The organism is Streptomyces sp. YIM 98790 (assembly GCF_011421595.1).
Lineage (GTDB): Bacteria > Actinomycetota > Actinomycetes > Streptomycetales > Streptomycetaceae > Streptomyces.
On the sequence record NZ_WTLH01000011.1, the window covers coordinates 1 to 25,048 of the forward strand.

Consider the following 25,048-nt stretch of genomic DNA (forward strand, 5'->3'; position numbering starts at 1 on the left):
CGCCGGGGCCGCCGGCCGGTCCGTCGCCGGCCTCCGGGCCCCGTGGTGCCCTCCCCGGGGCTGTTGGTCCCCGGGCGCTTCCGGGGGCGGGCACGTCCGGGCGCCGGACGCGTGGGCTCAGGCGGTGGCCGGGGGGTAGAGCTGCGGGGGGAGATGGGCGGCGGCGGCGCGGTCCAGCAGCCACAGGGTGCGGCGCCGGCCGTACACCCCGGCGGCCGGGGCCTGGAGTTCCCCCGCGCCGGACAGCGCCATGGCCACCGCCGTGGCCTTGTCCGCGCCCGCGGCCAGCAGCCACACCTCTCGCGCGGCCCGGATGGCCGGCAGGGTCAGGCTGATCCGGGTCGGCGGGGGCTTGGGCGAGCCGTGCACCCCGACCACGGTGCGCTGCCCCTCCCGCACCCCCGGATGCTCGGGGAAGAGCGAGGCCACATGGGCGTCCGGGCCGACGCCCAGCAGCAGCACATCGAAGGTGGGCACCGGGCCGTGCTCCTCCGAGCCGCAGGCCGCGGCCAGTTCGGCGGCGTACGCCGCGGCCGCGGCGTCGGCGTCGTCGCCCCAGGGGCCGCCGCCCGGGGCGGGCATCGGGTGCACCCGGGCCGGGTCGAGGCCCACCCGGTTCAGCAGCGCGTCCCGGGCCTGGGCGTCATTGCGTTCCGGATCGCCCGCCGGAACGAAGCGCTCGTCGCCCCACCACAGATCCAGCCGGGACCAGTCCACGGCGTCCCGGGCCGGGGACTCGGCCAGCGCGTGCAGCAGGGCGATGCCGTTCCGGCCGCCGGTGAGCACCACCGATGCGGTGCCGCGGCCGGCCTGGGCGTCCACCACCCGGGTGATCAGCCGGGCCGCCGCGGCCTGCGCCATCAGCGGGGCGTCGCGGTGCACCACGAGCTGCGGGACCCGCGAGGTGGCCTCGGAGGAGGCCATGGAGCCGGTCATGCGCCGCTCCCTTCCCCCTCGGCGGCGGGTACCGCCACCGGTGCGGGAGGCGCCGCGGGTACGGGCGGTGCGGCGGCGGAGGCGGCACCGGTACGGCCACCGTCGGCGGCCAGGCGCGGCACGCCGAACTTCACGGCATGGGCGTAGGCCGCGTCCGGGTCCAGCCGGCGCAGCTCCTCGGCGATCAGCTCGGCCGTCAGCCGGCGGTGCAGCGCCACATGGCGCTCCGGCTGGCCGGGCATGGCAAGGGTGGCCAGGGAGCCGTCCGGCCGGTCCAGGCAGATCACGCCGTCGGCGGTGATCAGCCGGACCGCGGTGATGCCCGGCCCGGCGGAGACGTCCCGGCGGACCGGGATGTGCAGGCGTTCGGCCAGCCACAGGGCGAGCAGTTCGGTGGAGGGGTTGTACTCCTCGCCCTCCACCACCGCCGATTCCAGCCTGCCGTGCCGCTGGTCCAGCGCGGAGGCCAGCACCGAACGCCACGGTGTGATCCGGGTCCAGGCCAGATCGGTGTCGCCGGGGGCGTAGCCGCGGGCCCGCACCGCCAGGGTCTCCACCGGGTCCTCGGTGGTCGCCGCGTCGGTGATGCGGCGCTGTGCCAGCGCGCCCAGCGGGTCCTTGGCCGGGACCTCCGGGGCGTCCTCCGGCCACCACACCACCACCGGCGCGTCCGGCAGCAGCAGCGGGAGCACCACGCTGTGCGCATGCGCGGACAGCTCGCCGTACAGCCGCAGCAGCACGGTCTCGCCGGTGCCGGACTCGCCGCCGGTGCGCACCTCGGCGTCCAGCCGGGCGCCGGCCCGCTGCCGCGCGGTGCGGCCCGGCCGCCGGATCACCACCAGGATGCGGCACGGATGCTCACGGGCCGACTCGGTGGCGGCCTTCAGGGCGTCGTAGTGATTGCCCTCGTCGGTGACGATGACCAGGGTGAGCACCATGCCCACGGCCGGGGTGCCGCTGGCCCGCCGTGCCTTCACCAGCGCCGCGTTGATCTGGCCCGCCGTGGTGTCCGTGAGATCGATGTTCATGGCCTGCGCCAGCTCCGTCCGTCGCGCGCGAGCATCTCATCGGCCGCCCTGGGGCCCCAGGTGCCCGCCGTGTACGGTTCGGGGCGGCCGTGCCGGGCCCAGTACTCCTCCACCGGGTCCAGGATCTCCCAGGACCGCTCCACCTCCTGATGCCGCGGGAAGAGATTGGCGTCGCCGAGCAGCACGTCCAGGATCAGCCGCTCGTACGCCTCCGGGGAGGACTCGGTGAAGGACTCGCCGTAGGCGAAATCCATGGTCACGTCCCGGATCTCCATCTGGGTACCCGGCACCTTGGAGCCGAACCGCAGGGTCACCCCCTCGTCCGGCTGCACCCGGATGACCAGGGCGTTGTTGTTCAGCTCCCGGGTGTCGGTGGCGTCGAAGGGGGAGTAGGGCGCCCGCTGGAAGACCACCGCGATCTCGGTGACCCGCCGGCCCAGCCGCTTGCCGGTGCGCAGGTAGAACGGCACCCCGGCCCAGCGGCGGTTGTCGATCTCCAGTTTGAGCGCGGCATAGGTGTCGGTGACCGAGTCCGGGGCGATGCCCTCCTCGTCCAGGTAGCCGGGCACCCACTTGCCGCCCTGCCAGCCCGCGGTGTACTGGCCGCGCACCGTGTGCCGGCCCAGGTCCTTGGGCAGCCGGACCGCGTTGAGCACCTTCAGCTTCTCGGTCAGCAGCGCCTTGGCGTCGAAGGAGGACGGCTCCTCCATGGCGGTCAGCGCCAGCAGCTGGAGCAGGTGGTTCTGGATGACGTCCCGGGCCGAGCCGATGCCGTCGTAGTAGCCTGCCCGGCCGCCGATGCCGATGTCCTCGGCCATGGTGATCTGCACATGGTCGACATAGCCGCGGTTCCAGACCGGCTCGAACATGGTGTTGGCGAACCGGAGGGCGAGGATGTTCTGGACCGTCTCCTTGCCCAGATAGTGGTCGATGCGGAAGACGTCCCGGCTGGGGAAGACCTCGTGCACCACCCGGTTGAGCTCCTGCGCGGAGGCCAGGTCGTGGCCGAAGGGCTTCTCGATCACCGCCCGCCGCCAGCTGTCGCCCGGCGCCTCGGACAGGCCGTGGGTCTTGAGCTGCCGCATCACCTGCGGGAAGAACTTCGGCGGCACGGAGAGGTAGAAGGCGAAGTTGCCGCCGGTGCCGCGTTCCTTGTCGAGCTGCTCGATGGTCCCGCGCAGGGTGCGGAACGCCGTGTCGTCGTCGAAGACCCCGGGCACGAACCGCATGCCCTGGGAGAGCTGCTGCCAGACCTCCTCGCGGAAGGGGGTCCGGGCGTGTTCCTTGACCGAGTCGTGCACCACCTGGGCGAAGTCCTCGTCCGCCCAGTCCCGGCGGGCGAAGCCGACCAGCGAGAAACCCGGCGGCAGCAGCCCCCGGTTCGCCAGGTCGTACACCGCCGGCATCAGCTTCTTGCGGGACAGATCCCCCGTGACGCCGAAAATGACCAGGCCCGACGGCCCCGCGATGCGCGGGAGCCGCCGGTCCTGGACACTGCGCAGCGGGTTCCCGGGGGCGGAGCCGGCGCCCCCGGTCGCGTCCCCTGGTCCGGGGGTGACGCTGCTGCTCACGTGTGGTTCAGCCTTCCTTCGGTGCGAGCCGTTCCAGTTCCGCGCGGGTCGAGTCGAGCAGGGCGTTCCAGGCGCTCTCGAACTTCTCCACGCCCTCGCGCTCCAGAAGGTTCACCACCTCGTCGTAGGAGATGCCGAGCTTCTCCAGGTCGTCGAGCACCTTGCGGGACTCCTGGTAGGTGCCCTTGACGGTGTCGCCGGTGACCTTGCCGTGGTCGGCGACGGCCTCCAGGGTGGACTCCGGCATGGTGTTGACGGTGCCCGGGGCGACCAGCTCGGTGACGTAGAGGGTGTCGGGGTAGGCCGGGTCCTTCACGCCGGTGGAGGCCCACAGCGGGCGCTGGGCGTTGGCGCCCTGGGCGGACAGCGCCTGCCAGCGGTCGGAGCCGGTGACCTCCTCGAAGGCCTGGTAGGCCAGGCGGGCGTTGGCCAGGGCGGCCTTCCCGCGCAGCGCGGCGGCCTCCCCGGTGCCCATGGCGTCCAGGCGCTTGTCGATCTCGGTGTCCACCCGGGAGACGAAGAACGAGGCCACCGAGTGGATGCGGGAGAGCTCCATGCCCTTGGCGGCGGCCTGCTCCAGGCCGGCCATGTAGGCGTCCATCACCTCGCGGTAGCGCTCCAGGGAGAAGATCAGCGTGACATTGACGCTGATGCCCTGGGCGATGGTGGCGGTGATGGCGGGCAGCCCGGCCCGGGTGGCCGGGATCTTGATCAGTACGTTGGGCCGTTCGACCAGCCAGGCGAGCTGCTTGGCCTCCGCGATGGTGGCCTCGGTGTCGTGGGCCAGCCGGGGGTCCACCTCGATGGAGACCCGGCCGTCCAGACCGCCGGTCTCCTCGTAGACGGGGCGCAGCACGTCGCAGGCGTCCCGGACGTCCGCGGTGGTGATCATGCGGAGCGCCTCTTCGACGGTGACCCGCCGGGTGGCCAGTTCGTGCACCTGGCGCTCGTAGCCGTCGCCGGCCGAGATCGCCTTCTGGAAGATCGCCGGGTTGGTGGTCACTCCGACCACCGAGCGGGTGTCCAGCAGTTCGCCGAGGGCTCCGGAGCTGATCCGGCGGCGGGACAGATCGTCCAGCCAGATCGCCACGCCCTCCTGGGACAGGCGGGTGAGTGCTTCGGTCATGGGGATCGTTTACTCCTGCTTGACGTCTCGTGGGTCTCAGCGCTGGACGGCGGCCAGGGATTCCCGGGCGGCGGCGGCAACGGCATCGGCGGTGATGCCGAACTCGCGGTACAGGGTCTGGTAGTCGGCGGAGGCGCCGAAGTGCTCCAGGGAGATGACCTTCCCCGCGTCACCGACCCAGCGGTACCAGGACTGGGCGATGCCGGCCTCCACCGCGACCCGGGCGCGCACCGTCGGGGGCAGGACGGCATCACGGTAGCCCTGGTCCTGCTCGGTGAACCACTCGACGCACGGCATGGAGACCACCCGGGTCGGGATGCCCTCGTCCTGCAGCGCCCGGCGGGCCTCCACGGCCAGCTGGACCTCGGAGCCGGTACCGATCAGGATCACCGCCGGTTCGGCCGCCCCGCCGTCCGGGCCGGCGGCCTCGGCCAGCACGTAGCCGCCGCGGACGGTGTCCTCGTTCGCCGGGTAGACGGGGACGTTCTGCCGGGTCAGGGCCAGGCCGTGCGGGGCCGGGGCGGCGGTGTGGCGGCGCATGATCTCCGCCCAGGCCAGGGCGGTTTCGTTGGCGTCGGCCGGGCGGACCATGTTCAGCCCCGGGATGGCGCGCAGCGCGGCGAGGTGCTCGACGGGCTGGTGGGTGGGGCCGTCCTCGCCCAGGCCGATGGAGTCGTGGGTCCACACGTAGGTGACGGGCAGCCCCATCAGCGCGGCCAGCCGGACGGCGGGGCGCATGTAGTCGGAGAAGACCAGGAAGGTGCCGCCGTAGACCCGGGTCTTGCCGTGCAGCGCGATGCCGTTCATGGTCGCGCCCATGGCGTGCTCGCGGATGCCGAAGTGCAGCGTGCGCCCGTAGGGGTCGGCACCGGGCAGCGGGTTGTCCGCGGGCAGGAAGGAGGAGGAGGCGTCGATGGTGGTGTTGTTGGAGCCGGCCAGGTCGGCCGAGCCGCCCCAGAGCTCCGGGATCACCGCGCCCAGCTCCGCCAGGACCTTGCCGCTGGCCTTGCGGGTGGCCATCGAGCCGCCGGCGTCGAAGGCGGGCAGCGCCTTCTCCCAGCCGGCGGGCAGCTGCCCGGCCTTGATCCGGTCGTAGACCTCCGCCCGCTCCGGGTGGGCGGTGCGCCAGGCGGCCAGCCGCTCCTCCCAGGCGGCGCGCGCGGCCTTGCCGCGCTCGCCGACCCGGCGGGCGTGCGCCAGCACCTCGGGCTCGACCTGGAAGTGCTGGTCGGGGTCGAAGCCGAGGACCCGCTTGGTGGCCGCGACCTCCTCCTCGCCCAGCGCCGAGCCGTGCGCGGCCTCGGTGTTCTGGGCGTTGGGCGCCGGCCAGGCGATGATGGAGCGCACCGCGATGACGGACGGGCGGCCGGTCTCGGCCCGGGCCGCCTTCATCGCCTCGTACAGTGCCTCCGGGTCCAGGTCGCCGCTGGGGGCGGGGGTCACCCGCTGGGTGTGCCAGCCGTAGGCGGCGAACCGGCCCAGGACGTCCTCGGAGATCGCGGTCTCGGTGTCGCCCTCGATGGAGATGTGGTTGTCGTCCCACAGCAGCACCAGGTTGCCCAGCTTCTGGTGCCCGGCCAGCGAGGCGGCCTCGGCGGCCACGCCCTCCTGCAGGTCGCCGTCCCCGGCGAAGGCCCAGACGGTGTGGTCGAAGGGAGATGTGCCCGGCGCGGCGCCGGGGTCGAACAGGCCGCGCTCCTTGCGCGCGGCCATCGCCATGCCCACCGCGTTGGCAACTCCCTGGCCCAGCGGGCCGGTGGTGGTCTCCACCCCGGTGGTGTGCCCGTACTCGGGGTGGCCGGGGGTCCTGCTGCCCCAGGTGCGGAAGGCCTTGAGGTCCTCCAGCTCCAGGCCGTAGCCGGACAGGTAGAGCTGGATGTACAGGGTCAGGCTGGAGTGCCCGACCGAGAGGACGAAGCGGTCCCGGCCGTCCCAGGCGGCGTCGGCGGGGTCGTGCCGCAGCAGCTTCTGGAACAGCAGATAGGCGGCGGGCGCCAGGCTCATGGCCGTGCCCGGATGGCCGTTGCCGACCTTCTGCACGGCGTCCATGGCCAGGACGCGGGCGGTGTCAACGGCCCGCTGGTCGAGTTCGGTCCAGTCGAGCGGGGCATCGGGCTCGGAGGCGATCGGCTTGCTGCTCACCCTGCGTCAGGGCTCCTCTCCGCGGTCTTCGGCTGTGTGGTGAGGGCGACCGCGCCGGTCCGTACGGGCGGCCGGCGTCGCTGCCGGCCCGGGGCTCACCAGTCCTGGCTGAGCCTACCTCCGCGGTACCCGGCGTCCGGACCGCCCCGGCCTCCAGTCTGCGCGGTCTCTTCGAAATTATCGATATCTAGACGAAAATTTCGGCCGCGAGAGGCCCGGCGGCTCCGCTGCGTGACCACCGCCTCACCGGCGGCGGCCCGTTGCCGGTGAGGCACCGGTCCCCCGCCGGTCAGCCGCCGGTCCGCCGCGGCGGGGTGCTCGCGGGCCGGCCGGGCGCGCCGAGGTCACCCCGGGGACAAGCCGGGTACAGCGGGCGTCTAGAGTGACCGAGTACGTGTGGGCCCGTTCCGGGCTCTGATCATCTGCCCGCAGCGCCCGACGCTGATGTCGCACAACCAGGGGTGTCCGTGACGGCCGTCGAATCCCGTCCCGTCGAGGAGCACAGCACGGGTTCCCGCCGGCTTTCGCCGGTCGCCCGGGCCGGGGCCTTCGTGGCGCTCACCAAGCCGCGGATCATCGAACTGCTGCTCATCACCACGATCCCGGTGATGTTCCTCGCCGAGCAGGGCGTGCCCGATCCCCGGCTGGTGCTCGCCACCTGCCTGGGCGGCTATCTCTCGGCGGGCGGGGCCAACGCGCTGAACATGTACCTGGACCGGGACATCGACGCGCTGATGCACCGGACCGGCAACCGGCCGCTGGTGACCGGCGCCGTCACCCCGCGCGAATGCCTGGCCTTCGGGCTGGCCCTGGCGGTGCTCTCCACCCTGTGGTTCGGCCTGCTGGTCAACTGGCTCTCGGCCGCGCTCTCGCTGGGCGCGCTGCTGTTCTACGTGGTCGGCTACACCATGCTGCTCAAGCGCCGCACCTCGCAGAACATCGTCTGGGGCGGCATCGCGGGCTGCATGCCGGTGCTGATCGGCTGGTCCTCGGTGACCGGCTCGCTCTCCTGGGCGGCCTTCATCCTCTTCCTGGTGATCTTCTTCTGGACACCGCCGCACTACTGGCCGCTCTCCATGAAGGTCAGGGAGGACTACGCCCGGGTGGGGGTGCCGATGCTGCCGGTGGTCGCCGCCAACACGGTGGTGGCCCGGCAGATCGTGCTCTACAGCTGGGTGATGGTGGCGGTGTCCCTCACCCTGGGGCCGCTGGGCTACGCCGGCTGGTTCTACACCACGGTGGCCGCGGCCTCCGGCGGCTGGTGGCTGTGGGAGGCCCACGCCCTGCGGGCCCGCGCCCGGGCCGGGCTCACCGGGGCCAGGCTCAAGGAGATGCGGCTGTTCCACTGGTCCATCACCTACGTCTCCCTGCTCTTCCTCGCCGTCGCCATCGATCCCTTCCTGCGCTGACCGGCGCACGGGCCGGCCGCGCGGGACCGGCGGGCCGGGTCCGGGGCGGCGCCGGCGACCGTGGCGCGCCACGGCATGCCCGTCGGCCCCGGCCGCGTCCCCGTCCGGGCTTGCGCGCCCCGGCTCCGGCCGCAGGGCGAGGAGGACGGCGGTGACGCCGTTCGGCCGGCTCCCGGGTGCCGGCCCGGTCCCGGCCCGGCGGGCACCGCTCCGGCGGCGGTGTGACGGACCTCCCGGCGGGGGGACGTGCCGGACGGTCCTACCAGTCGGTAATGTACGGGCATGACCGAGACCTCCGCGAGCAGCGACGACACCGGCGGCAGCGGCACCACGGGAGCCGGTGCGGACCGGCGGGCCGAGCGGGAGACCGCCCGGCTGGCCACGTGGATCCGGGCCTTCGCCGCGGCGCACGGCGGCAGCGCCGAGGGCCAGATCTCCTACCTGGGCGCCCGCGGCTTCCGGCTGGTGCTGGTCGGCGCGGACGGCGGCTGGGGCGATCTGATCGCCCGCCGCCGGCAGTCCGCCGAACGTGCCGCCGAGCGGGCCGGGGTGACCCTGCACGACAGCTTCGACGGCGCACTGGCCGCCCGGGTGCGCACCGGCCCGTACGAGTGGAGCCGGATGGCGGGCAGCCAGCTCGGCGGCCGGCACGGCTCCTGACCCCGGCCGCACCACCCCGCACTACCTTGCACCACTGTCCGTGCGCCATGCGCCCCCGCCGAGCGCCCCTTGCACAGTGCCAAACGCCTGAACCAGTGCCTTCCCGGGCACCATACTGATCACGGAACCGATCGCGGACCGTGAGCACTCCGACGGGCTCCGTTCCGTGCCCTGACGCGCGTAAGGCCAGCATGCACGCTCCGTCCCCGCTGCCCCCTTCCCTGCCCGCCGCGGCGTCCGCCTCCGCACCGGGAGGGGCACCGGCACCGGCCATGGTGGACCAGTACAGCCACAAGGTGGTGGGGGCCGAACTCGGCCTCGGCGCCTTCGAACAGCATCTGGCCGCGGCCGGCGGCACCAGCGGCGCCCCGTCCGCCGGCAACGTCTTCGACAGCCGCACCGGTCTGGCGCTGCGCCGCTGGTGCGCCCCGCTGCTGGGCCTGGAGCCGGACGCCCCGCCGGTCCGCTACCTGGCCCGCCGCCGCGAGCTCGGCGCCGACAACGCCACCCGCGCCCTGCTGCGCGGCAGCGGCATCACCACCCTGCTGATGGACGCCACGCCCGTCCCCGGCCTGCCCGACACCGCGGCCGTGGCGCCCGACGACCGGATCCGGGAACTCGTCCGGCTGGACCGGCTCGCCGCCCAGGTCGCCGACACCTCCGGCACCGTGCGCGGCTTCCTGGCCAACATCGGCGACGCCCTGCACTCCGCCGCCCGCGGGGCCCCGGCCTTCGTCTGCGACGCCCGGGAACTGCAGGGCACCGCCGGCACCGCACCCGGCCCGGCCGAGGCGGGCCTCGCGGCCGGCAACTGGCTCGCCGGCCGCACCGCCGCGGCCACCGCAGCGCTGCCGCCGGCCATCACCCTGCACCTGCTGTGGGGCGCCCTCGCCGCCGGCCGGCCGGTACAGCTGCTGTGCACCGATCCGGCGCCGCTGGCCGGCCTGCTGCGGGCCACCGCCGGCCGGGGCAGCCTGGTGCTGCTGCCGGGGCGGGGGCACCACCGGAGGGCCGCGGCGCTGGCGGCGGAGTTTGCCCATGTGTACGCCGACGCGGGCCCCGATCCCCGGGAGACCCTCGGCGAAGCCCCCTTCGGCAAGCTGCTGTTCTCCACCGGGGCCCGGCTGCTTCCGGAACTCCACGTCGTCCGCGCCCGCCAGTTCCGGCAGGCGCTCGCCCGGCTGCTGGGCGAGTGGGCCGCCGACGACGCCTGCACACCGGCCGACGCCGCCCGCATCACCACCCTGGTGACCACGGACAATGCCCGCCGTCTCTACCGGCTTGCCCCGGACGGGAGATGAGCCGCGCCCCGGGCCGGCACGCACGTGTCACACCCCGGTCACCGGTTCGTGCAGATACCGGGACGGCATGCGGACGGTCCGGTACGGCTGTCCTGCCCACCCGCTAGCCTGAACCGCGTGACGAACGGAGTGTTGCGCGTGCGTACGCGAGCTTTGATCGGTCCGGTCCTGGCCGCGGTTCTGGCCGTGGGGTGCTCCTCCGGGGAGGAGAGCGGGAAGGACGACGCCATCGCCGGGTCGCCGGCCCCGTCCTCCGAGCCCACCGGCCGGCCGGAGGAGCCGGAACCGCCGGAACAGCCGGACGACGCCGCGGATGTGGCCGCGCTGGAGCAGCTCCACGCCGACTACTGGGCCGCCATCGTGGAACTGGAGAACGGCGCCGAGCTGAAGCCGGATCCGCTCCGGGGCATCGCCGCGGATCTGCTCATCGAGGCCCAGCTCTCGCGCATGTACCCGATCCGCAACTCCGGCCATGTGCGCGAGGGCGAACCCGTCGTCGGCAACGTCACGGTCACCGTGGAGGGCGACGCGGCGACCGTGGAGTCGTGCGTGGACGAGGACGACTGGATCATCGTCAAGGACGGCGAGGAGGTGCCCCTGGACAAGACCGGTCCGGGCCCGCGGGTGTTCCTCGCCGAACGGACCGACGGCGCCTGGCTGCTCACCGAGCAACGGCCCATCGAGGAGGCGACCATCACATGCTGAGAACGGGGGCGCGGCTGCCGGGCGCGGGGCTGGTGGTGCTGGCCCTGGCCGGTGCGCTGCTGCTGGTTCCGGGCGCGCCGCGGGCCGCCGCGGACGGCCACTGCTGGGGGGAGGACGGCCAGGGAAACGTGATCTACACCTGCAGCGGCGGCGAGGACGGCTCCGGCGGCACCGGGGGAAGCGGCGGGAACAGCGGGGGGCCGCCGCCCTGCGACCTGGAGAAGATCAAGGGCTACGGCGGCTGGGAGGAGTCGGAGGGCGGCCAGGTCAGCCATCACTGCGAGGGCGAGGACATCGCCTGCTTCGTGAACTACCCCTCCGTCCTCCACGACGACGAGGACGAGGAGCCGCCGGGCAAGCCCAGCGAGGACGCCGTCTACGCCTACAAGGGCTGCTACGACGACGAGACCCTCGAACTGCTCTACAACGAATACTTCTGGTACCAGCCCGGCCAGCCCTCCGTACAGGAACTGGCCTGGCAGGCCTTCGGGCAGCTCCAGCTCCCGGACTTCACCCTGGTGTTCAACCCGCCGCAGCAGGCCGTGGTGCGGCTGGACACCTGGTGGTGGGCGGCCGGAGCGGGCGAAGGCCCGCTGGAGGGCACCTCGGCGGCCGGTGTGGTGGCCATCGCCGAACCCGACCACATGACCATCGACCCCGGCGACGGCTCCGGTGCCTTCACCTGCCCCCTGGTGACGAGCAGGTCCGACCGGTGTGCCCACGTCTACCAGCGGGCCTCCCGGGGCTACGAGGCGACGGCGACGATCGAGTACACCGTGCGGATCGAGCAGAACGGGAGCGAGATCGACGTACCGGGCATCCCGGAGACCATCACCACCGAGGAGCAGCAGGTGACCGTTCCGGTCACCGAGGTGCAGGCCGTGGTGGTCGACTAGCGTCCACCCGCCCGGCCCGGCCCGTCGGCGAGTGCCGTGACCAGGGCTTCCGCGGTCGGCACCGCGATGCCGTGCCTCGCGGCGGCGCGCAGCAGCGCGCCGCCGATGGCGTCCAGCTCCAGCGGCCGGCCCGCCTCGGCGTCCCGCTGCATGGAGGACTTCAGCCCGGCCGGCAGCCCGTCCCAGAAGGCGAGCAGGTCCCCGGCGGCGGCCGGGGCACCGCAGGCGGTGCTGACCGCCGCGGTCTCGGCCAGCAGGGCGCGCAGCTCCTCCCGGTGCCCGGTGCGGATGCCGCCGGCCGGCTCACCGTGGCGGGTGGTGAGCAGGGCCAGCGGGGCCAGGAAGGCCATCTTCGACCACAGCACCCCCGGCTCGTCGTCCCGGAGCGCGGTGCGCACCCCGGCGGCGGTGAGCGCCGCGGCCAGGTCCTCCAGCCGGGACCGGACGGCGGCGGGGGCCCCGGCCGGGACGGCGGCCTCGATGCCCGCGAACGGGCTGGTGTGCTCGATCACCCCGGGGGCGGTGCGGGTGGACTCCACCCGGATCGCCGCCGCGACCACCCGTTCCGGGGCGTAGCGCCCGCGCAGCAGGGCCGGGTGCTCGATGCCGTTGAGCAGCGGGACGAGCAGGCCCTCGCCGAGGGCGGCGGCGGGTATCCGGTCCAGCGCGGCCGGGAGCGCCGTGTGCTTGACCGCGATCAGGCAGGCGTCCACCGGCTCGGTCAGCTCGGTGCCGGCCGCCACCGGGGCGGTGAAGTCGCCGTAGCGGGCACTGCGCACGGTCAGGCCGTGGCGGGCGAGGTGATCCGCGGTGCCGGGGCCCGCGAGGCAGACCACCCGGTGGCCGGACCGGGCGAGCAGCGCCGCCAGCAGACCGCCCACACCGCCCGGGCCGAGGACGGCCACGGCCGGCGGGGACGGCGGGACGGAAGGGGCAGGAGGGGTCGATGCGTCCACGTCCGGGACCCTACCCCCGGCCGGGCGGCGCCAGTTGCGGCGGGACGCGTGTTCTCGCTCACGGGCGCGCGGCCCGGCGGGATCAGCCGGCGGCGGCCGGCGCGGGCCGTGCGGACTCCTCCGGCCGGGCCGTGACCGGGGCGGCGGCGGGAGACGGCGGCGCCGGGGCGGGGCCGCGCTCCCGCAGCGAGAGCAGCAGCCGCAGCATGGCGATCCAGACCAGGCAGGAACCGAGCAGGTGGATGCCGACCAGCAGCTCCGGCTCGTCCAGCGCGTACTGGAGATGGCCGACGCCGCCCTGGGCGAGCAGCACCAGGACCAGGTCCCGGGCGCGGGCCCGCGGGCCGGCCGGGGCGTCCACCAGCCGCAGCCCGGCCACCACGGCCAGCGCGCCCAGCACCACGGCCCAGGCCAGCAGCGCATGGACCCGGGTCACCGACTCCCAGTCGAAGGGCATCCGCGGCACATCGCCGCTGTCGCCCGCGTGCCGGCCGCTGCCGGTGACCGCGGTGCCCGCCACCAGCAGCGCCCCGCAGACCACGGTCAGGCCCTGCACCGCCCGCCGCACCGGCGCACCGACCAGCGGGCGCGGCGCCGCGTCGCTCTCCCGGGTGCGCTGCCATGTCACGGCGGCCGCCGTGATCAGCGCGGTGGCCAGCAGGAAGTGCCCGGCCACGCTGTACGGGTTGAGCCCGGTGAGCACCGTGATGCCGCCGAGCACGGCGTTGCCCAGCACGATCCAGAACTGTGCCCAGGCCAGCCGGGTCAGCGGCCGGCGCCGCGGCTCGGCGCAGCGGGCGGCCACGATGATCCAGCCCACGGCGGCGGAGAGCACATAGGTGAGCATCCGGTTGCCGAACTCGATCAGCCCGTGCACACCCATCTCGGCGGTGACCACGAGACTGTCGTCGGTGCACTTGGGCCAGGTGTCGCAGCCCAGGCCGGAGCCGGTGAGCCGGACCGCGCCGCCGGTGACCACGATGACCACGCTCATCAGCAGCGCGGCGGACGCGGCCCGCCGGATGGTGCGCGGCCGCGGGGTCCACCGCTCGGCGGTGTACGCGAGCGGGTTGCGCAGGACACGGGCGGCAGTCAGGAGCATGCTGGGCACCCGCTCATGGTACGGCCGTGCTTGTGCATCCCTTCACGAGCCCCCTGGAGGGGGCCGCGGGCAAGGGCGGGCGGGTGGTCATTCCCAGCGGAACCAGCGGGCCGCCGCCGCGGTCGCGGCGACCGCCCAGGCGGCCAGCACCGCCAGGCTGCCCCAGGGCAGCGCCTCGCCGTGCTGGAGCACCCGCCGCAGGCCGTCGGCCAGGGCGGTCACCGGCAGCAGGCCCAGTACGTCCTGGGCCGGCTCCGGGAAGTTCTCCAGCGGGAACACCACGTCGCTGCACAGCAGCAGCACCACGAAGACCAGATTGGCCCCGGCCAGGGTGGCCTCGGCCCGCAGGGTGCCGGCCATGAGCAGGCCGAGCGCGGAGAACGCGGCGGTGCCCAGCAGCAGCAGCGCCGCCGCGGCCGGGATGCCGCCGCCGTCCGGGGACCAGCCCAGGGCCAGGGCGATCGCGGTGAGCAGCACGGTCTGCAGCGCCAGGGTGACCAGAACCGCGCCGGTCTTGCCTGCCAGCAGGCCCCAGCGGGGCAGGGGGGTGGCGCCGAGCCGCTTGAGCACGCCGTAGCGGCGCTCGTAGCCGGTGGCGATGGCCTGGCCGGTGAAGGCGGTGGCGAAGGCGGCCAGGGCCAGGATGCCGGGGGCGAGGAACCCGGTCCGCTCCGCGGTGGAGCCGGCCCCGGGCAGGGAGAGGATGTCGACCGTGGCGAAGAGCAGCAGCAGCAGCGCCGGAATGATCACGGTCAGCAGCAGCTGTTCGCCGTGCCGGAGCAGCAGCCGGGCCTCCAGGGCGGTCTGCGCGGCGATCATCCGCGGCAGCGGCGCGGCACCCGGCCGGGGCGTGAAGGTCCCCGGCGGGGGCGGGGGCGGGGGCGCGGCGGCGGAGCCGGCGGGCGGCGTGGGGGCGGCGGGGCTCATGGGCGCAGTTCCTTGCCGGTGAGTTCCAGGAAGACGTCCTCCAGGGTGTGCCGCCGGGTGGTGATCCGGTCCGGCAGCACCCCGTGCTGGGCGCACCAGGCCGTGACCGTCGCCAGCAGGTGCGGGGTGACGTCGCCGGTCACCCGGTAGACCCCCGGGGAGGGCTCCTCCACCCCGGAACCGAGCGGCAGCGCGGCGCGCAGCGCGGCCAGGTCCAGGCCGGGGCGGCCGGCGAAGCGCAGGCTGTCGCCGCCGCCCCTGCACAGCCCGGCGGGTGTGCCCTCGGCGATCACCCGGCCGGCGTCGATGATGGCCACCTCGTCGGCCAGCTCCTCGGCCTCGTCCATGAAATGGGTGGTGAGCACCACGGTGACGCCGTCCGCGCGCAGGGCGCGGACCAGGTCCCAGGCGGCGCGGCGGGCCTGCGGGTCCAGGCCGGCCGTCGGCTCGTCCAGGAAGACCAGTTCCGGGCGGCCGATCACGGCCAGCGCGAGCGCCAGCCGCTGCCGCTGGCCGCCGGAGAGCCGGCGGTAGGGGGTGCGCGGGAAGGAGTCCAGGCCCAGGCGCTCGGCCAGAGCCGGGACGGGCAGCGGGCGGGCGTAGAGGCGGGCGGCGTGCCGGAGCAGTTCCAGGGGGCGCGCGCCGGGGTGGCCGCCGCCGTTCTGCGGCATCACGCCGATCCGGGCGCGCAGCCCGGTGGCGCGGGCGAAGGGGTCGAGGCCGAGTACCCGGACCGTGCCGGCGTCCGGTCTGCGGTAGCCCTCGCAGGTCTCCAGGGTNCCCGGACCGTGCCGGCGTCCGGTCTGCGGTAGCCCTCGCAGGTCTCCAGGGTGGTGGTCTTGCCCGCTCCGTTGGGGCCGAGCACGGCGGTGACCGTCTCCCGCCGGACGGTGAGGTCCAGGCCGTCCACGGCGGTGGTGCGGCCGTACCGCTTCACCAGCCCGGTGATCCGTACGGCCGCATCGCTGTTCATGCGGGCGAGTCTAGGGGAGCGCCTGCGGCGCCGGTCACGGGCGGGCGGGCCGCCGCGGGCGGGACGGCGGGACAGGCGGCGCTCGCCGCCCCGTCCCGCCGGCCGCGCCGGGCTCAGCCGGTGGCCAGCCGGGTGCCGCCGTCGGCGAGGCGGACCGGGAGGCCGGTGCGGGCCGACTCGTTGCCCGCCGCACCGATCAGTACGCTGCGGATGCCGTCCTCGAACCCGGCCTGCCGGGCCAGCGGGTCGTCCGAGGGGCCGCGGAAGACGTCGTCGAGCAGCAGCCGGTCGCCGCCGCCGTGCCCGCCCGCGCCCTGCTCGACCGGCACGTCCTGCGGCTCCTCCCAGTGCCGGTGCAGGGTGAGCTTCTCCCAGGCGCCGTCGGCCTGGTCCTTGCCGGCCGCCGAGGGGTCGACGGCGGCGTGCGGCGGGGTCCAGGCCCGCTCGCACACGGCCAGCTCGATGCGGCCCGCGGTGCCGTTGAACGCGACCCGGTAGCCCTCCCAGGGGGCGTAGGCGGTCAGCGAGTAGGTGAGCATCGCGCGGTTGTCGTAGCGGACCAGCAGCGACATGGTGTCGTCGATGGTGATGCCGGGCGCGAACACGTCCTGGTCGCGCAGGTAGCCGTCCTCGTGCTCGGCGTCCAGGTAGAGCCGCTTCAGCCGCTCGTCCCGGGAGATGTCCAGGATGAACGGGTCGCTGCCCAGGCCGGGGGCGCCCTGGCCGCGCTCCGGGCGCGGGCCGAGTCCGCGGGCCGCGGCGTTGGCGTCGCCGTAGAACCGCAGCGCGGTCTGGGCGAAGACCAGCTCGGCGCGGGCTCCCAGCCACCAGTTGACCAGGTCGAAGTGGTGGGTGGACTTGTGCACCAGCAGCCCGCCGGAGCTGCTCCGGTCGCGGTGCCAGCGGCGGAAGTAGTCGGCGCCGTGGATGGTGTCCAGGGTCCACTCGAAGTGCACCGAGGTGACCTCGCCGATCCGGCCCTCGGCGATCAGCCGCCGCACGGCCGAGTTGCGCGGCGAGTAGCGGTAGTTGAAGGTGACGACGATCTTTCCGGTGGAGCGTGCCGCGGCCTCGGCGATGGCCGCGCAGCCCGCCGCGTCGACGGTCAGCGGCTTCTCCACCACCACGTCCCGGCCGGCCTCCAGGGCGGCGCAGACGTACTGCGCGTGGGTGGCGTCCACGCTGGTCACGACCACGGCGTCGGCTCCCTGGAGCATGTCGCCGAACCGCTCGGGGGCGAAACAGGGCACCGGCTTGCCCCCGGCCGCCGCGATGCGGTCGTTGTAGTAGTCCATCCGGGTCCGGTTGGGGTCGCAGAACGCGACGATCTCCCCGGTGTCGCTCCAGTCGCCCAGCAGGGCGTCCACGTACATCTGGGCGCGGTGGCCGAGACCGACGAATGCGTAGCGGCGGCGTGTCACGGGTGAAGTCCTTCACTTCGGGGGCGCGTCAGGGGTGGGCGGCGGCGGCCGCCGATGTGCGGGCGCCGCCCCGGGAGTGCGGCAGAGCCGGTCCCGGGGCGGCGCGGAGGGCCGGCGGTGGTCAGCTGAGCACGCCGTTGGCTTCCCGGAGGAAGTCCTCGGCGGCCTGCTCCGGGGAGAGCTGGCCGAAGATGACCTGCTCGCCGTAGCGCTGCAGCATGTCCGGGATCTCACCGGCGCCGTTGGGGTACACGGTGGGCGCGGTCAGCGAGTCGGCGTGCTCCTCGATGAAGGCCAGCGACTGCTGGTCGGCCGGGGACAGGTCGTCGCGGATCTGGGAGAGCACCGCGTCGTTCATCGGCAGACCGCGGTCGCTGCCCAGGATGGCACCGGCCTCGGGGTCGTTGACCAGGAAGTCCACCAGCTTGGCGGCGGCCGTCTGCTTGTCGCTCTGCTCGCTGATCGCCCAGAACATGGTCGGCTGGAGGAACATGCCGTTGGTGGACGCGCCCTCGGTCCTGGGCATCTGCAGCAGCTGCACGTCTTCGCCGGAGCCGGTGGTCAGCGCGTTGAGCTGGTTGCTCCACCACATCCCCATCGCGCCGGTGTTGGTGGCGATCAGGGACTGCTCGACGCTGGTGGCGCCGATCTCGGTGGACAGGTCGGCGGGGGGCGCGCCGCCGTTCTCGATCAGGTCCAGGTGGGTCTGGAACCAGGCGGTGATGGTCTCCGGGGAGATGCCGATCTGGGTGCCCTCGTAGAACTCCTCGCCGTGCTGCGCGGCGAACAGCCGCAGATAGGCGTCGTTGAAGTTGAACTGGGTTCCGTAAATGTCGTCACCGGTGGCCTCGGAGATCTCGGCGGCCACGGCGTGGTAGTCGTCCCAGGTCCAGGCGGAGTCGTCCGGCAGTTCCACGCCGGCGTCGGCCAGGACCTTGGAGTTGGCCATCAGGGCGAAGGTGTTGGCACCGGTCGGAATGGCGTACTGGGTGCCGTCCACCTGGCCGGAGGTCAGCAGCTGGGTGTTCAGGCCCTCCGTGCTGACCAGGCTGCCGGCGTCCGCGAGCCGTCCGGCCCGGGCGAACTCGCCGAGCCGCCGGATCTCGATGGTGAAGACATCGGGGGCGTCGTTGGAGGCCACCTTGGTGGTCAGGGTGTCGTAGTACGAGTCCCAGTCGGTGAACTGGACGTTCACCTTGATGTCCGGGTACTTGGCCTCGAAGGCGTCCACGGCCTCCTCGGTCAGCCTGTGCCGCTCGTCAGAGCCCCACCAGGCGAACTCGATGGTGGTCTGGCCGCCGTCCTCGGAGCCGCCGGAGCCGCCGTTGTCGTCGTCACTGGAACAGGCGGCCGTGAGTGCGAGGGCACCGGTGACCAGCAGCGCCGGCCAGACTCTGCTCTTGCGGTTCATGTGCAGGGACACTGAACTCTCCTTTGAATTCTGTGGAACTCGGTGCAGGGTTGATCCGTGGTGCACGGATGAAGGGAGGAAGGGAAACTCGGATTACTTCAGGCCCGAGGTGGCGATGCCGCGGACCAGGTACTTCTGGCCCGCCAGGAAGAACCCGAAGATGGGCCCCAGCGACAGCACCGACATGGCGAACATGGGTCCCCACGACGATTCGCCACTGGAATCCAGGAAGGTGCGCAGCGCCACCGGGACGGTGTGCATATCAGGGTTGGTCAGGAAGATCAACTGGCTCAGGAAGTCGTTCCAGGTCCAGATGAACGTGAAGATGGCCGTGGTGGCCAGCGCGGGCATCGACAGCGGAATGATGATCCGGCTGAAGATGCGCCAGTGCCCGGCGCCGTCGATTGTCGCCGCCTCGTCCAGATCCCTCGGCAGTGTACGGATGAACTGCACCATGAGGAAGATGAAGAATGCGTCGGTCGCGAGGAATTTGGGCACGATGAGCGGATAGAACGTGTTGATCCAGTCCAGCTCGGAGAACAGGATGTACTGCGGCACGATCACGACGTGCAGCGGCAGCATGATGGAGCCCAGCATGACGGCGAACCACAGCCGCTTCAGCGGGAACTCCAGCCGGGCGAAGGCATAGGCGGCCAGCGAGCAGGCCAGCAGGTTGCCGATCACCGCGCCGGCCGTGATGATCGCCGAGTTCAGGAAGTAGTGGCTGAACGGGTGGCGCAGCGCGTCCCAGCCGTCGCCGAAGTTGTCGAAGGTGATACTGGACGGCCACAGGCCCTGCTCGCGGAAGATGAGTTCCTCCGGCTTGAGCGAGCTGGATATCATCCACAGCAGCGGATACAGCATGGCCAGGCCGAAGAGGATCAGGCCCAGGTGGGTCAGGAGCTTGTTGCCGCGGACGGCGAGCAGTGTCCTGGCCAGCAGGGTGTTGTTCAGTCCGGATTCGCCCGGAACCTGCTTCTTGATAGTCCGGTTACTTGTCACTGTAGAACACCCAATACTTCGACATCAGGAAGTTCACCGCAGTGAGGCTGGCGATGATCACGACCAGCACCCACGCCATGGCCGACGCATAGCCCATTTCGAAGGATGTGAACCCCTTGTTGTACACGTACATCGTGTACAGCAGTGTGGAGTCCGACGGACTGCCGTTTCCGCCGCTCACCACGAACGCCTGGGTGAAGGACTGGAAGGCATTGATGAGCTGGAGCACCAGATTGAAGAAGATGATCGGGGTGAGCAGCGGCATGGTGATGGAGAAGAACTGCCGGACCTTGCCCGCGCCGTCGATACTGGCCGCCTCGTAATAACTGGGCGGGATCTGCCGCAGGCCGGCCAGGAAGATCACCATCGGGGAGCCGAAGGTCCACACGTTGAGCACGATCAGGGTGGACAGCGCCGTGTCGGGGTCGGCGATCCAGCTCCGTCCCTCGATCCCGAAGATGTCCAGGAAGTCGTTGAACAGGCCGTTGGCGCCGAACATCTTCCGCCACAGGATGGCGACGGCCACGCTGCTGCCGAGCAGTGAGGGCAGGTAGTAGACCGAGCGGTAGATCGGCAGCCCCCGCACACCGCGGTCCAGGATCAGCGCCAGCGCCAGCGCGAACGCCAGCTGGAGCGGCACCGACACGAAGACGTAGACCGCGGTGTTGCTGAGCCCCTTCAGGAACCGCGGGTCGTCCAGCATCCGCGTGTAGTTCTCCAGCCCGATCCACGAGGCCCCGCCGATCGGGCTGTAGTCGGTGAAGGACAGGTACAGCGAGGCGAACAGCGGGCCGGCCGTGATGAACAGCAGCCCGACGAACCAGGGGGCCAGGAAGAGATGGGCGGTGAGCGCCTCCTTGCGCCGGCGCTTCTTGCGCGCCTTGTCGGCCCGCACCGCGCCGGGGCGGATCTCGGGCGGGGCTTTGTGCGCCCCCGCGGCGGGCGGGCGCACCTGTGTATCGGTCATGCGGGCCTCCCGGAGATCCCGGAGAACTGCGGCAGTTCGGAGTAGAGCTTCAGCTCGGCCGCAGCGGCGTGGACGAGTTCGGTGACCCCGGGGACGACCCGGCGGCGGGCGCCGTTGTCGCCGGGCAGATCCTCGGCGCGGATCGGGGCGGGGTCGGGGGCGGTCCGGACCGCCTCCAGCACCTGCATGAAGGGCCGGGTGGCGGACAGCGGCACCAGCAGCGGCGGCGGCCCGGCCGTGCCGTCCGCGGCAAGGTGGTCGGCCAGGTTGCGCAGCAGCACGGTGCGGGGATGGCCGGTGACGCGCGGCGGTTCACCCTCCCGCTCCACCGTCACCCGGTCGAGGGTGTAGTGCAGCACGATCCGGCCGTGCTCGCCGTGCACGGTGATCACCGGCGGCTGCTGTTCGGGAGCGGCCAGGGTGACGGCCACCACGATCGGGGCGCCGTCCAGCAGCCCGCCGCGGGTGCGCACCCGGAGCGCGGAGGTGTCGTCGGCCTCGATGTCGAACGCGCGGTACAGCTCGGTCTCCAGCCCGGTGATCTCCCCGCCGTCCAGGGCCAGGGCGGTCGCCACGGCGTGCGCGAACGGGTTGGTGAGCGCGCCGTCCACCACATCGGTGCCGTCCAGGCGGCGCATCCCGGCCCAGCGGGCCCGGCCGTAATAGGCGGTGTCCCGGGACCAGGCCCCGGCCACCCCGATGCCGCGCACCCGGCCGACGGCCCCGTCCGCGATCAGCTCGCGCACCGCCTGCGGCGCCCGCGAGCCCAGCGACTGGAAGCCGACCTGGCAGACCCGGCCGTGCTGCCCGGCCGCGGCCAGCAGCCGCTCGTACTGGGCCATGGACGCCACCGGCGGCTTCTCCAGCTGCAGATGGGCGCCGGCCGCCATGGCCGCCTCGGCCAGCTCGGCGTGGGTGTGCAGCGGGGTGGCGATGACGGCGATGTCGGCGGCGGTGTCCTCGACCAGCCCGGCCAGCTCCGCGGCCTGCACCGGGGTGCCCAGGCCGTCCAGCAGCTCCGGCGGCACCGGGTTGAGATCGCAGACCCCGGCCAGCACCGCGCGGCCCTCGGCCGTGAGTTCGCGCAGCACCGGGAGGTAGGTGCGGCCGAAGCCGTGCGCCCCGGCGAGGACGATGCGCAGCGGCCCGGCGGCGGAGTGCTCAGCAGTCATCGGACCGCCTCCGGATCGGGAAGAGCGGAAGAGGAGGAGGACGGGACGGCGGGGGAGGATGCGTCGCCGCCGGCCGGGCCGGCGCCCGCGGCGAGTTCCGCCAGGCGGGCGGGGTCGAAGCGCAGGCCCAGTCCCGGGGTGCGGTTCAGGCGCAGCACGGGGCCGTCCACGGTCACCGGGTGCGGCCCGGCCAGCAGGCCGAGTGAGGCGAAGGAGGCGTCCTCCACGTCCTCGACCATGGTTTCCAGCGGCAGGGCACAGGCCAGCTGGCCGGAGACGTCCGGCAGCAGATGGGGGTAGACCGGGACCGACCACAGCCGGGCCAGTTCGGCGATCCGCCGGAAGGGGGTGATACCCCCGACGCGGGCCACGTTCGGCTGGATCACATCGCAGCCGCCGGCGGTCAGCCAGTCCCGGAAGGCGTGCACGGTGCGCAGGTTCTCGCCGACCGCGATCGGCACCCCGGTGTCCCGGCGCAGCCGCACATGGCCGGCGAGGTCGTCGGCGCGCAGCGGCTCCTCCACCCAGTGCAGGCCGAACGGCCGCAGTGCCTCGATGGCCCGCCGGGCCCGGAAGGCGTCCCAGCGCTGGTTGGCGTCCACCATCAGCAGCACGTCGGGGCCGATCACCTCGCGCACGGCGGCGATCCGGGCCACGTCCGCCGACACATCCGGGTGGCCGACCTTGACCTTGACCGCACGGTGGCCCCGCTGGGCCCAGCGGCGGGCCTGGGCGGTCAGCTCCTGGAGCGGGTAGTGCAGATTGACCCCGCTGCCGTAGACCTCCACCGTCTCCNTCCGGGCCACGTCCGCCGACACATCCGGGTGGCCGACCTTGACCTTGACCGCACGGTGGCCCCGCTGGGCCCAGCGGCGGGCCTGGGCGGTCAGCTCCTGGAGCGGGTAGTGCAGATTGACCCCGCTGCCGTAGACCTCCACCGTCTCCCGGCGCAGGCCGAGTTCCTCGGCGAGGCTGTGCCCGGCGCCGGCCGCCCGCAGGTCCCACAGCGCGGTGTCCACGGCGGTCATGGCCATGGTGGTGATGCCGGAGGAGCCCGCCTCGTGCAGGTGCGCCCACAGCCCGTCCCAGACCGTCTCCGGGTGGGCCGGCCGGCCCAGCACCGCGTCCCGGCACTCCTGGGTGAGCAGGGCGTGCACCGCGGCCGCGCCGATCTGCGGGGTCCAGGCGAAGCCGGTGCCCCGCCGGCCGTCGTCCAGCGTGATCTCGCAGACGATGACGTGGTGGGCCGGCACGTCCGGGCCCCACGGGCGGGGCAGCGGCACCCGGTGGGAGCGGGCGGTCAGCCCGCGGATCAGGGGGAGGCTCATGCCGCGGACCTCACCAGGGCCAGTCCGGCGTCGATCAGCCGGGACAGCTCGGCCAGGTCGTCGGCGGCCGGCTCCACCAGCGGCGGGCGGACCTCTCCGGCGTCCAGGCCGCGGAGCCGCACCCCGGCCTTGACCAGGGACACCGCATAGCCGGGGACCTTGTTCCGCAGCTCCACCAGGGGGGCGTAGAACTCGGTGAGCAGCCGCCGGACCGGCTCCGGACCGGCGGTGCCGGCCCCGGTGTCCAGCGCCCGGTTGAAGGCGAGGGCGATCTCCGGCGCGAAGCAGAAGACCGCCGAGGAATACAGCTCCACCCCCAGCGCCCGGTAGGCGGGCTGGGTCAGCTCGGCGGTGGGCAGGCCGTTGAAGAAGACGAAGTCCTCGCCCAGGGCGGCGCGGGCGGCCAGCACGATGCGCTGCATCCGGTCGATGTCGCCCAGCCCGTCCTTGAGGCCGATCACCCCGGGAATCCGGCCGAGCGCGATCACCTGCTCCGGCTCCAGGACCAGCGGGCCGCGCTGGTAGAGCACCACCGGCAGGCCCACGGCGGCCACCGCGGCCACGTAGTCGTGCAGGCCCCGGCGCGGGCCCTGGGCCAGATAGGGCGGCAGCAGCAGGATGCCGTCGGCGCCCGCCTCGGCGGCCTGCCGGGCGTGGACCAGGGCGGTGCCCAGCGGCCCGCCCGCTCCGGCGAACACCGGCACCCGGCCGGCGGTCTCCTTGACCGCGGTGCGGACCACGGCGGCCTGCTCCTCGGCGGACAGCGAGGTCAGCTCCCCGGTACCGCAGGCGGCGAAGACCCCGCCGGGGCCGTGCGCCAGGCCGGCGGCCAGATGCTCGGCCAGTGCGCCGGTGTCCACCCGGCCCTCGCCGTCGAACGGCGTGACCGGGAAGAACAGCACTCCCGAGAGTTGCATGGCGGTTGGTTTCCCCTCAGGTTCGGGACGGGTCCGGTACGGACGCGTGGGCGGGCGGGCCGGTGCGCCGACCGGTGGCGCCGGCGTCGGGCAGCTCGGTGCGCCAGCTCCGCTTGGCGCGCCAGCCGAGCAGGCGCTCGGCCTTGGCGCTGGAGAAGGCGGGCGTGGTGCCGGTCAGCGCGGCGGCGGCCTGCTCGGTGGCGGGGTGGATCCGCGGCAGCAGGACGGACAGCGGCTCACGGGCGAAGGCGTCGGCGGCGCCGGCGAAGAAGACCTCGCCGTTGGGAATCTCCGGCAGCGCGGCGAGCAGGGTGTCCACCATCTCGCCGCCGTCCCGGGCATCGAGGTAGTTGAACAGCGAGGCGCCGGCGATCGCCGGGTCGTCGAGCCGCTCGGTGACCGAGTGGCCGGTCTGGGTGGGCGCGCCCTGCCACTCCTCGGGCGGGATCACGAAGCACGGCCGCACCGCGGCGAAGCGGACCGAGTCGCCCGCCGCGGCGGCGAAGGTCCGCATGGTCTGTTCGGCGGCGAGTTTGGACAGGCTGTAGGCGTTCCACGGCCGGACGGGGTGGTCCTCGTCGAGCGGCAGGCAGCTCGGCCGCCAGGAGCCGTCCGGGGCTCCGTAGCCGATCACGGTCGGGCTGCTGGCCACGATGACCCGGCGCACTCCCGTGCGGACCGCGGCCTCGCATACATTGAAGGCAGCCTGAGTGTTCACCCGGTAGGTGAGCCCGTCCGTCCGGCCGAAGGGGGTGGCGACAGCCGCGAGGTGCACCACCGCCTCCGGGCGGTAGCGGCTCATGACTTCGAAGGACTCCCCGAGGTCGGTCACGTCCGCGGCGAGCACCGAGGCGCAGGCGCCGTCGGCCGGGTCACCGGGACTGAGGTCAATCCCGATCACCTCATGGCCGGACGAGGCCAGCGCGGTGACAACGCTGCGGCCCATACGACCCGCGCTGCCCGTTACGAGCACCCTCATGGCTTCTGGATCTCCCATCAACACAACAAGCGGTTGCAGAACCGTGGCTTAACTACGCCGAAACGTCAAGACTTCCAGCGACTATTGATTACAACCGATTGCAAGCTAGGGTGGGGCAG

General features: G+C 73.3%; 21 protein-coding genes and 1 pseudogene. 5 read left to right on the forward strand and 17 right to left on the reverse strand.

Annotated features, from left to right (window positions below):
- Positions 1-117: 117 nt before the first annotated feature.
- The 5 genes from pgl to tkt all read right to left on the reverse strand — a co-directional run bounded on the left by pgl (position 118) and on the right by tkt (position 6,803).
- The gene (gene pgl, locus GQS09_RS03700) at positions 118-936 is read right to left on the reverse strand and encodes a 6-phosphogluconolactonase (protein WP_243761086.1); all 819 of its coding nucleotides are present in this window, start codon (positions 934-936) and stop codon (positions 118-120) included.
- A complete protein-coding gene (gene opcA, locus GQS09_RS03705) occupies positions 933-1,964 on the reverse strand; it encodes a glucose-6-phosphate dehydrogenase assembly protein OpcA (protein ID WP_165984512.1) in 1,032 nt (343 codons plus the stop codon). Before opcA ends, pgl begins: the two co-directional genes overlap by 4 nt.
- Complete coding sequence (gene zwf, locus GQS09_RS03710) at positions 1,961-3,466, reverse strand: glucose-6-phosphate dehydrogenase (RefSeq protein WP_207957426.1); 1,506 nt, start codon at positions 3,464-3,466, stop codon at positions 1,961-1,963. The genes opcA and zwf overlap by 4 nt, the downstream gene beginning before the upstream one ends.
- Positions 3,467-3,542: 76 nt before the next feature.
- Positions 3,543-4,661 carry a transaldolase gene (gene tal, locus GQS09_RS03715; RefSeq protein ID WP_165984514.1) on the reverse strand — a complete coding sequence of 373 codons (1,119 nt, stop codon included), beginning with the start codon at positions 4,659-4,661 and terminating at the stop codon, positions 3,543-3,545.
- Positions 4,662-4,697: 36 nt separating this feature from the next.
- On the reverse strand, positions 4,698-6,803 hold the full coding sequence (tkt, locus tag GQS09_RS03720) for a transketolase (protein WP_165984515.1): 2,106 nt from the start codon (positions 6,801-6,803) through the stop codon (positions 4,698-4,700).
- Between the two features lie 467 nt (positions 6,804-7,270).
- On the opposite strand from tkt, the gene GQS09_RS03725 reads away from it, so the two are divergent.
- From GQS09_RS03725 to GQS09_RS03745, 5 genes are all read left to right on the forward strand, one after another.
- Entirely contained in the window at positions 7,271-8,212 is a 942-nt protein-coding gene (locus GQS09_RS03725) for a heme o synthase (protein WP_165984516.1), read from the forward strand.
- Positions 8,213-8,494: 282 nt separating this feature from the next.
- Positions 8,495-8,872 (forward strand): hypothetical protein, encoded by a 378-nt coding sequence (locus GQS09_RS03730; protein WP_165984517.1) that lies wholly within the window; start codon positions 8,495-8,497, stop codon positions 8,870-8,872.
- A 191-nt stretch (positions 8,873-9,063) separates the two neighbouring features.
- Positions 9,064-10,173 carry an amidohydrolase gene (locus GQS09_RS03735; protein WP_243761087.1) on the forward strand — a complete coding sequence of 370 codons (1,110 nt, stop codon included), beginning with the start codon at positions 9,064-9,066 and terminating at the stop codon, positions 10,171-10,173.
- A gap of 138 nt (positions 10,174-10,311) precedes the next feature.
- The gene (locus GQS09_RS03740) at positions 10,312-10,878 is read left to right on the forward strand and encodes a hypothetical protein (RefSeq protein WP_165984518.1); all 567 of its coding nucleotides are present in this window, start codon (positions 10,312-10,314) and stop codon (positions 10,876-10,878) included.
- Complete coding sequence (locus tag GQS09_RS03745; protein ID WP_165984519.1) at positions 10,872-11,774, forward strand: hypothetical protein; 903 nt, start codon at positions 10,872-10,874, stop codon at positions 11,772-11,774. The genes GQS09_RS03740 and GQS09_RS03745 overlap by 7 nt, the downstream gene beginning before the upstream one ends.
- Here the strand turns inward: GQS09_RS03745 and GQS09_RS03750 are convergent.
- The 12 genes and pseudogenes from GQS09_RS03750 to GQS09_RS03805 form a co-directional block, all read right to left on the reverse strand.
- Positions 11,771-12,730, reverse strand: a complete 960-nt coding sequence (locus GQS09_RS03750) for a 2-dehydropantoate 2-reductase (protein ID WP_313895974.1) — start codon at positions 12,728-12,730, stop codon at positions 11,771-11,773. The genes GQS09_RS03745 and GQS09_RS03750 overlap by 4 nt on opposite strands.
- Before the next feature lie 82 nt (positions 12,731-12,812).
- The gene (locus GQS09_RS03755) at positions 12,813-13,832 is read right to left on the reverse strand and encodes a heme A synthase (protein WP_165984563.1); all 1,020 of its coding nucleotides are present in this window, start codon (positions 13,830-13,832) and stop codon (positions 12,813-12,815) included.
- An 87-nt stretch (positions 13,833-13,919) separates the two neighbouring features.
- Positions 13,920-14,651 (reverse strand): ABC transporter permease, encoded by a 732-nt coding sequence (locus GQS09_RS03760; RefSeq protein WP_243761091.1) that lies wholly within the window; start codon positions 14,649-14,651, stop codon positions 13,920-13,922.
- A 104-nt stretch (positions 14,652-14,755) separates the two neighbouring features.
- Positions 14,756-15,732 (reverse strand): annotated as a pseudogene (locus GQS09_RS03765) (ABC transporter ATP-binding protein).
- 113 nt (positions 15,733-15,845) lie between these two features.
- On the reverse strand, positions 15,846-17,153 hold the full coding sequence (locus GQS09_RS03770) for a Gfo/Idh/MocA family protein (RefSeq protein ID WP_165984521.1): 1,308 nt from the start codon (positions 17,151-17,153) through the stop codon (positions 15,846-15,848).
- Between the two features lie 121 nt (positions 17,154-17,274).
- The gene (locus tag GQS09_RS03775; RefSeq protein WP_165984522.1) at positions 17,275-18,576 is read right to left on the reverse strand and encodes an extracellular solute-binding protein; all 1,302 of its coding nucleotides are present in this window, start codon (positions 18,574-18,576) and stop codon (positions 17,275-17,277) included.
- Positions 18,577-18,657: 81 nt separating this feature from the next.
- Positions 18,658-19,566, reverse strand: coding sequence for a carbohydrate ABC transporter permease (locus GQS09_RS03780; protein ID WP_313895975.1), 909 nt, complete (start codon positions 19,564-19,566; stop codon positions 18,658-18,660).
- Positions 19,556-20,533: a carbohydrate ABC transporter permease gene (locus tag GQS09_RS03785; protein WP_165984523.1), complete on the reverse strand. Its 978-nt coding sequence runs from the start codon at positions 20,531-20,533 to the stop codon at positions 19,556-19,558. The genes GQS09_RS03780 and GQS09_RS03785 overlap by 11 nt, the downstream gene beginning before the upstream one ends.
- Entirely contained in the window at positions 20,530-21,705 is a 1,176-nt protein-coding gene (locus GQS09_RS03790; RefSeq protein WP_165984524.1) for a Gfo/Idh/MocA family protein, read from the reverse strand. The genes GQS09_RS03785 and GQS09_RS03790 overlap by 4 nt, the downstream gene beginning before the upstream one ends.
- Positions 21,702-23,033, reverse strand: coding sequence for a mandelate racemase/muconate lactonizing enzyme family protein (locus GQS09_RS03795; RefSeq protein WP_243761088.1), 1,332 nt, complete (start codon positions 23,031-23,033; stop codon positions 21,702-21,704). The genes GQS09_RS03790 and GQS09_RS03795 overlap by 4 nt, the downstream gene beginning before the upstream one ends.
- Positions 23,030-23,950, reverse strand: a complete 921-nt coding sequence (locus GQS09_RS03800; RefSeq protein WP_165984525.1) for a 5-dehydro-4-deoxyglucarate dehydratase — start codon at positions 23,948-23,950, stop codon at positions 23,030-23,032. Before GQS09_RS03800 ends, GQS09_RS03795 begins: the two co-directional genes overlap by 4 nt.
- Positions 23,951-23,966: 16 nt before the next feature.
- Positions 23,967-24,947 carry an NAD(P)-dependent oxidoreductase gene (locus GQS09_RS03805; protein ID WP_313895976.1) on the reverse strand — a complete coding sequence of 327 codons (981 nt, stop codon included), beginning with the start codon at positions 24,945-24,947 and terminating at the stop codon, positions 23,967-23,969.
- Positions 24,948-25,048 lie beyond the last annotated feature (101 nt).

Coding starts and splice junctions, on each gene's coding strand:
- pgl (WP_243761086.1), bottom strand. CDS start 936: ATGACCGGCTCCATGGCCTCCTCCGAGGCCACCTCGCGGGTCCCGCAG.
- opcA (WP_165984512.1), bottom strand. CDS start 1,964: ATGAACATCGATCTCACGGACACCACGGCGGGCCAGATCAACGCGGCG.
- tal (WP_165984514.1), bottom strand. CDS start 4,661: ATGACCGAAGCACTCACCCGCCTGTCCCAGGAGGGCGTGGCGATCTGG.
- GQS09_RS03730 (WP_165984517.1), top strand. CDS start 8,495: ATGACCGAGACCTCCGCGAGCAGCGACGACACCGGCGGCAGCGGCACC.
- GQS09_RS03735 (WP_243761087.1), top strand. CDS start 9,064: ATGCACGCTCCGTCCCCGCTGCCCCCTTCCCTGCCCGCCGCGGCGTCC.
- GQS09_RS03745 (WP_165984519.1), top strand. CDS start 10,872: ATGCTGAGAACGGGGGCGCGGCTGCCGGGCGCGGGGCTGGTGGTGCTG.
- GQS09_RS03755 (WP_165984563.1), bottom strand. CDS start 13,832: ATGCTCCTGACTGCCGCCCGTGTCCTGCGCAACCCGCTCGCGTACACC.
- GQS09_RS03760 (WP_243761091.1), bottom strand. CDS start 14,651: ATGATCGCCGCGCAGACCGCCCTGGAGGCCCGGCTGCTGCTCCGGCAC.
- GQS09_RS03785 (WP_165984523.1), bottom strand. CDS start 20,533: ATGACCGATACACAGGTGCGCCCGCCCGCCGCGGGGGCGCACAAAGCC.
- GQS09_RS03790 (WP_165984524.1), bottom strand. CDS start 21,705: ATGACTGCTGAGCACTCCGCCGCCGGGCCGCTGCGCATCGTCCTCGCC.
- GQS09_RS03800 (WP_165984525.1), bottom strand. CDS start 23,950: ATGCAACTCTCGGGAGTGCTGTTCTTCCCGGTCACGCCGTTCGACGGC.
- GQS09_RS03805 (WP_313895976.1), bottom strand. CDS start 24,947: ATGGGAGATCCAGAAGCCATGAGGGTGCTCGTAACGGGCAGCGCGGGT.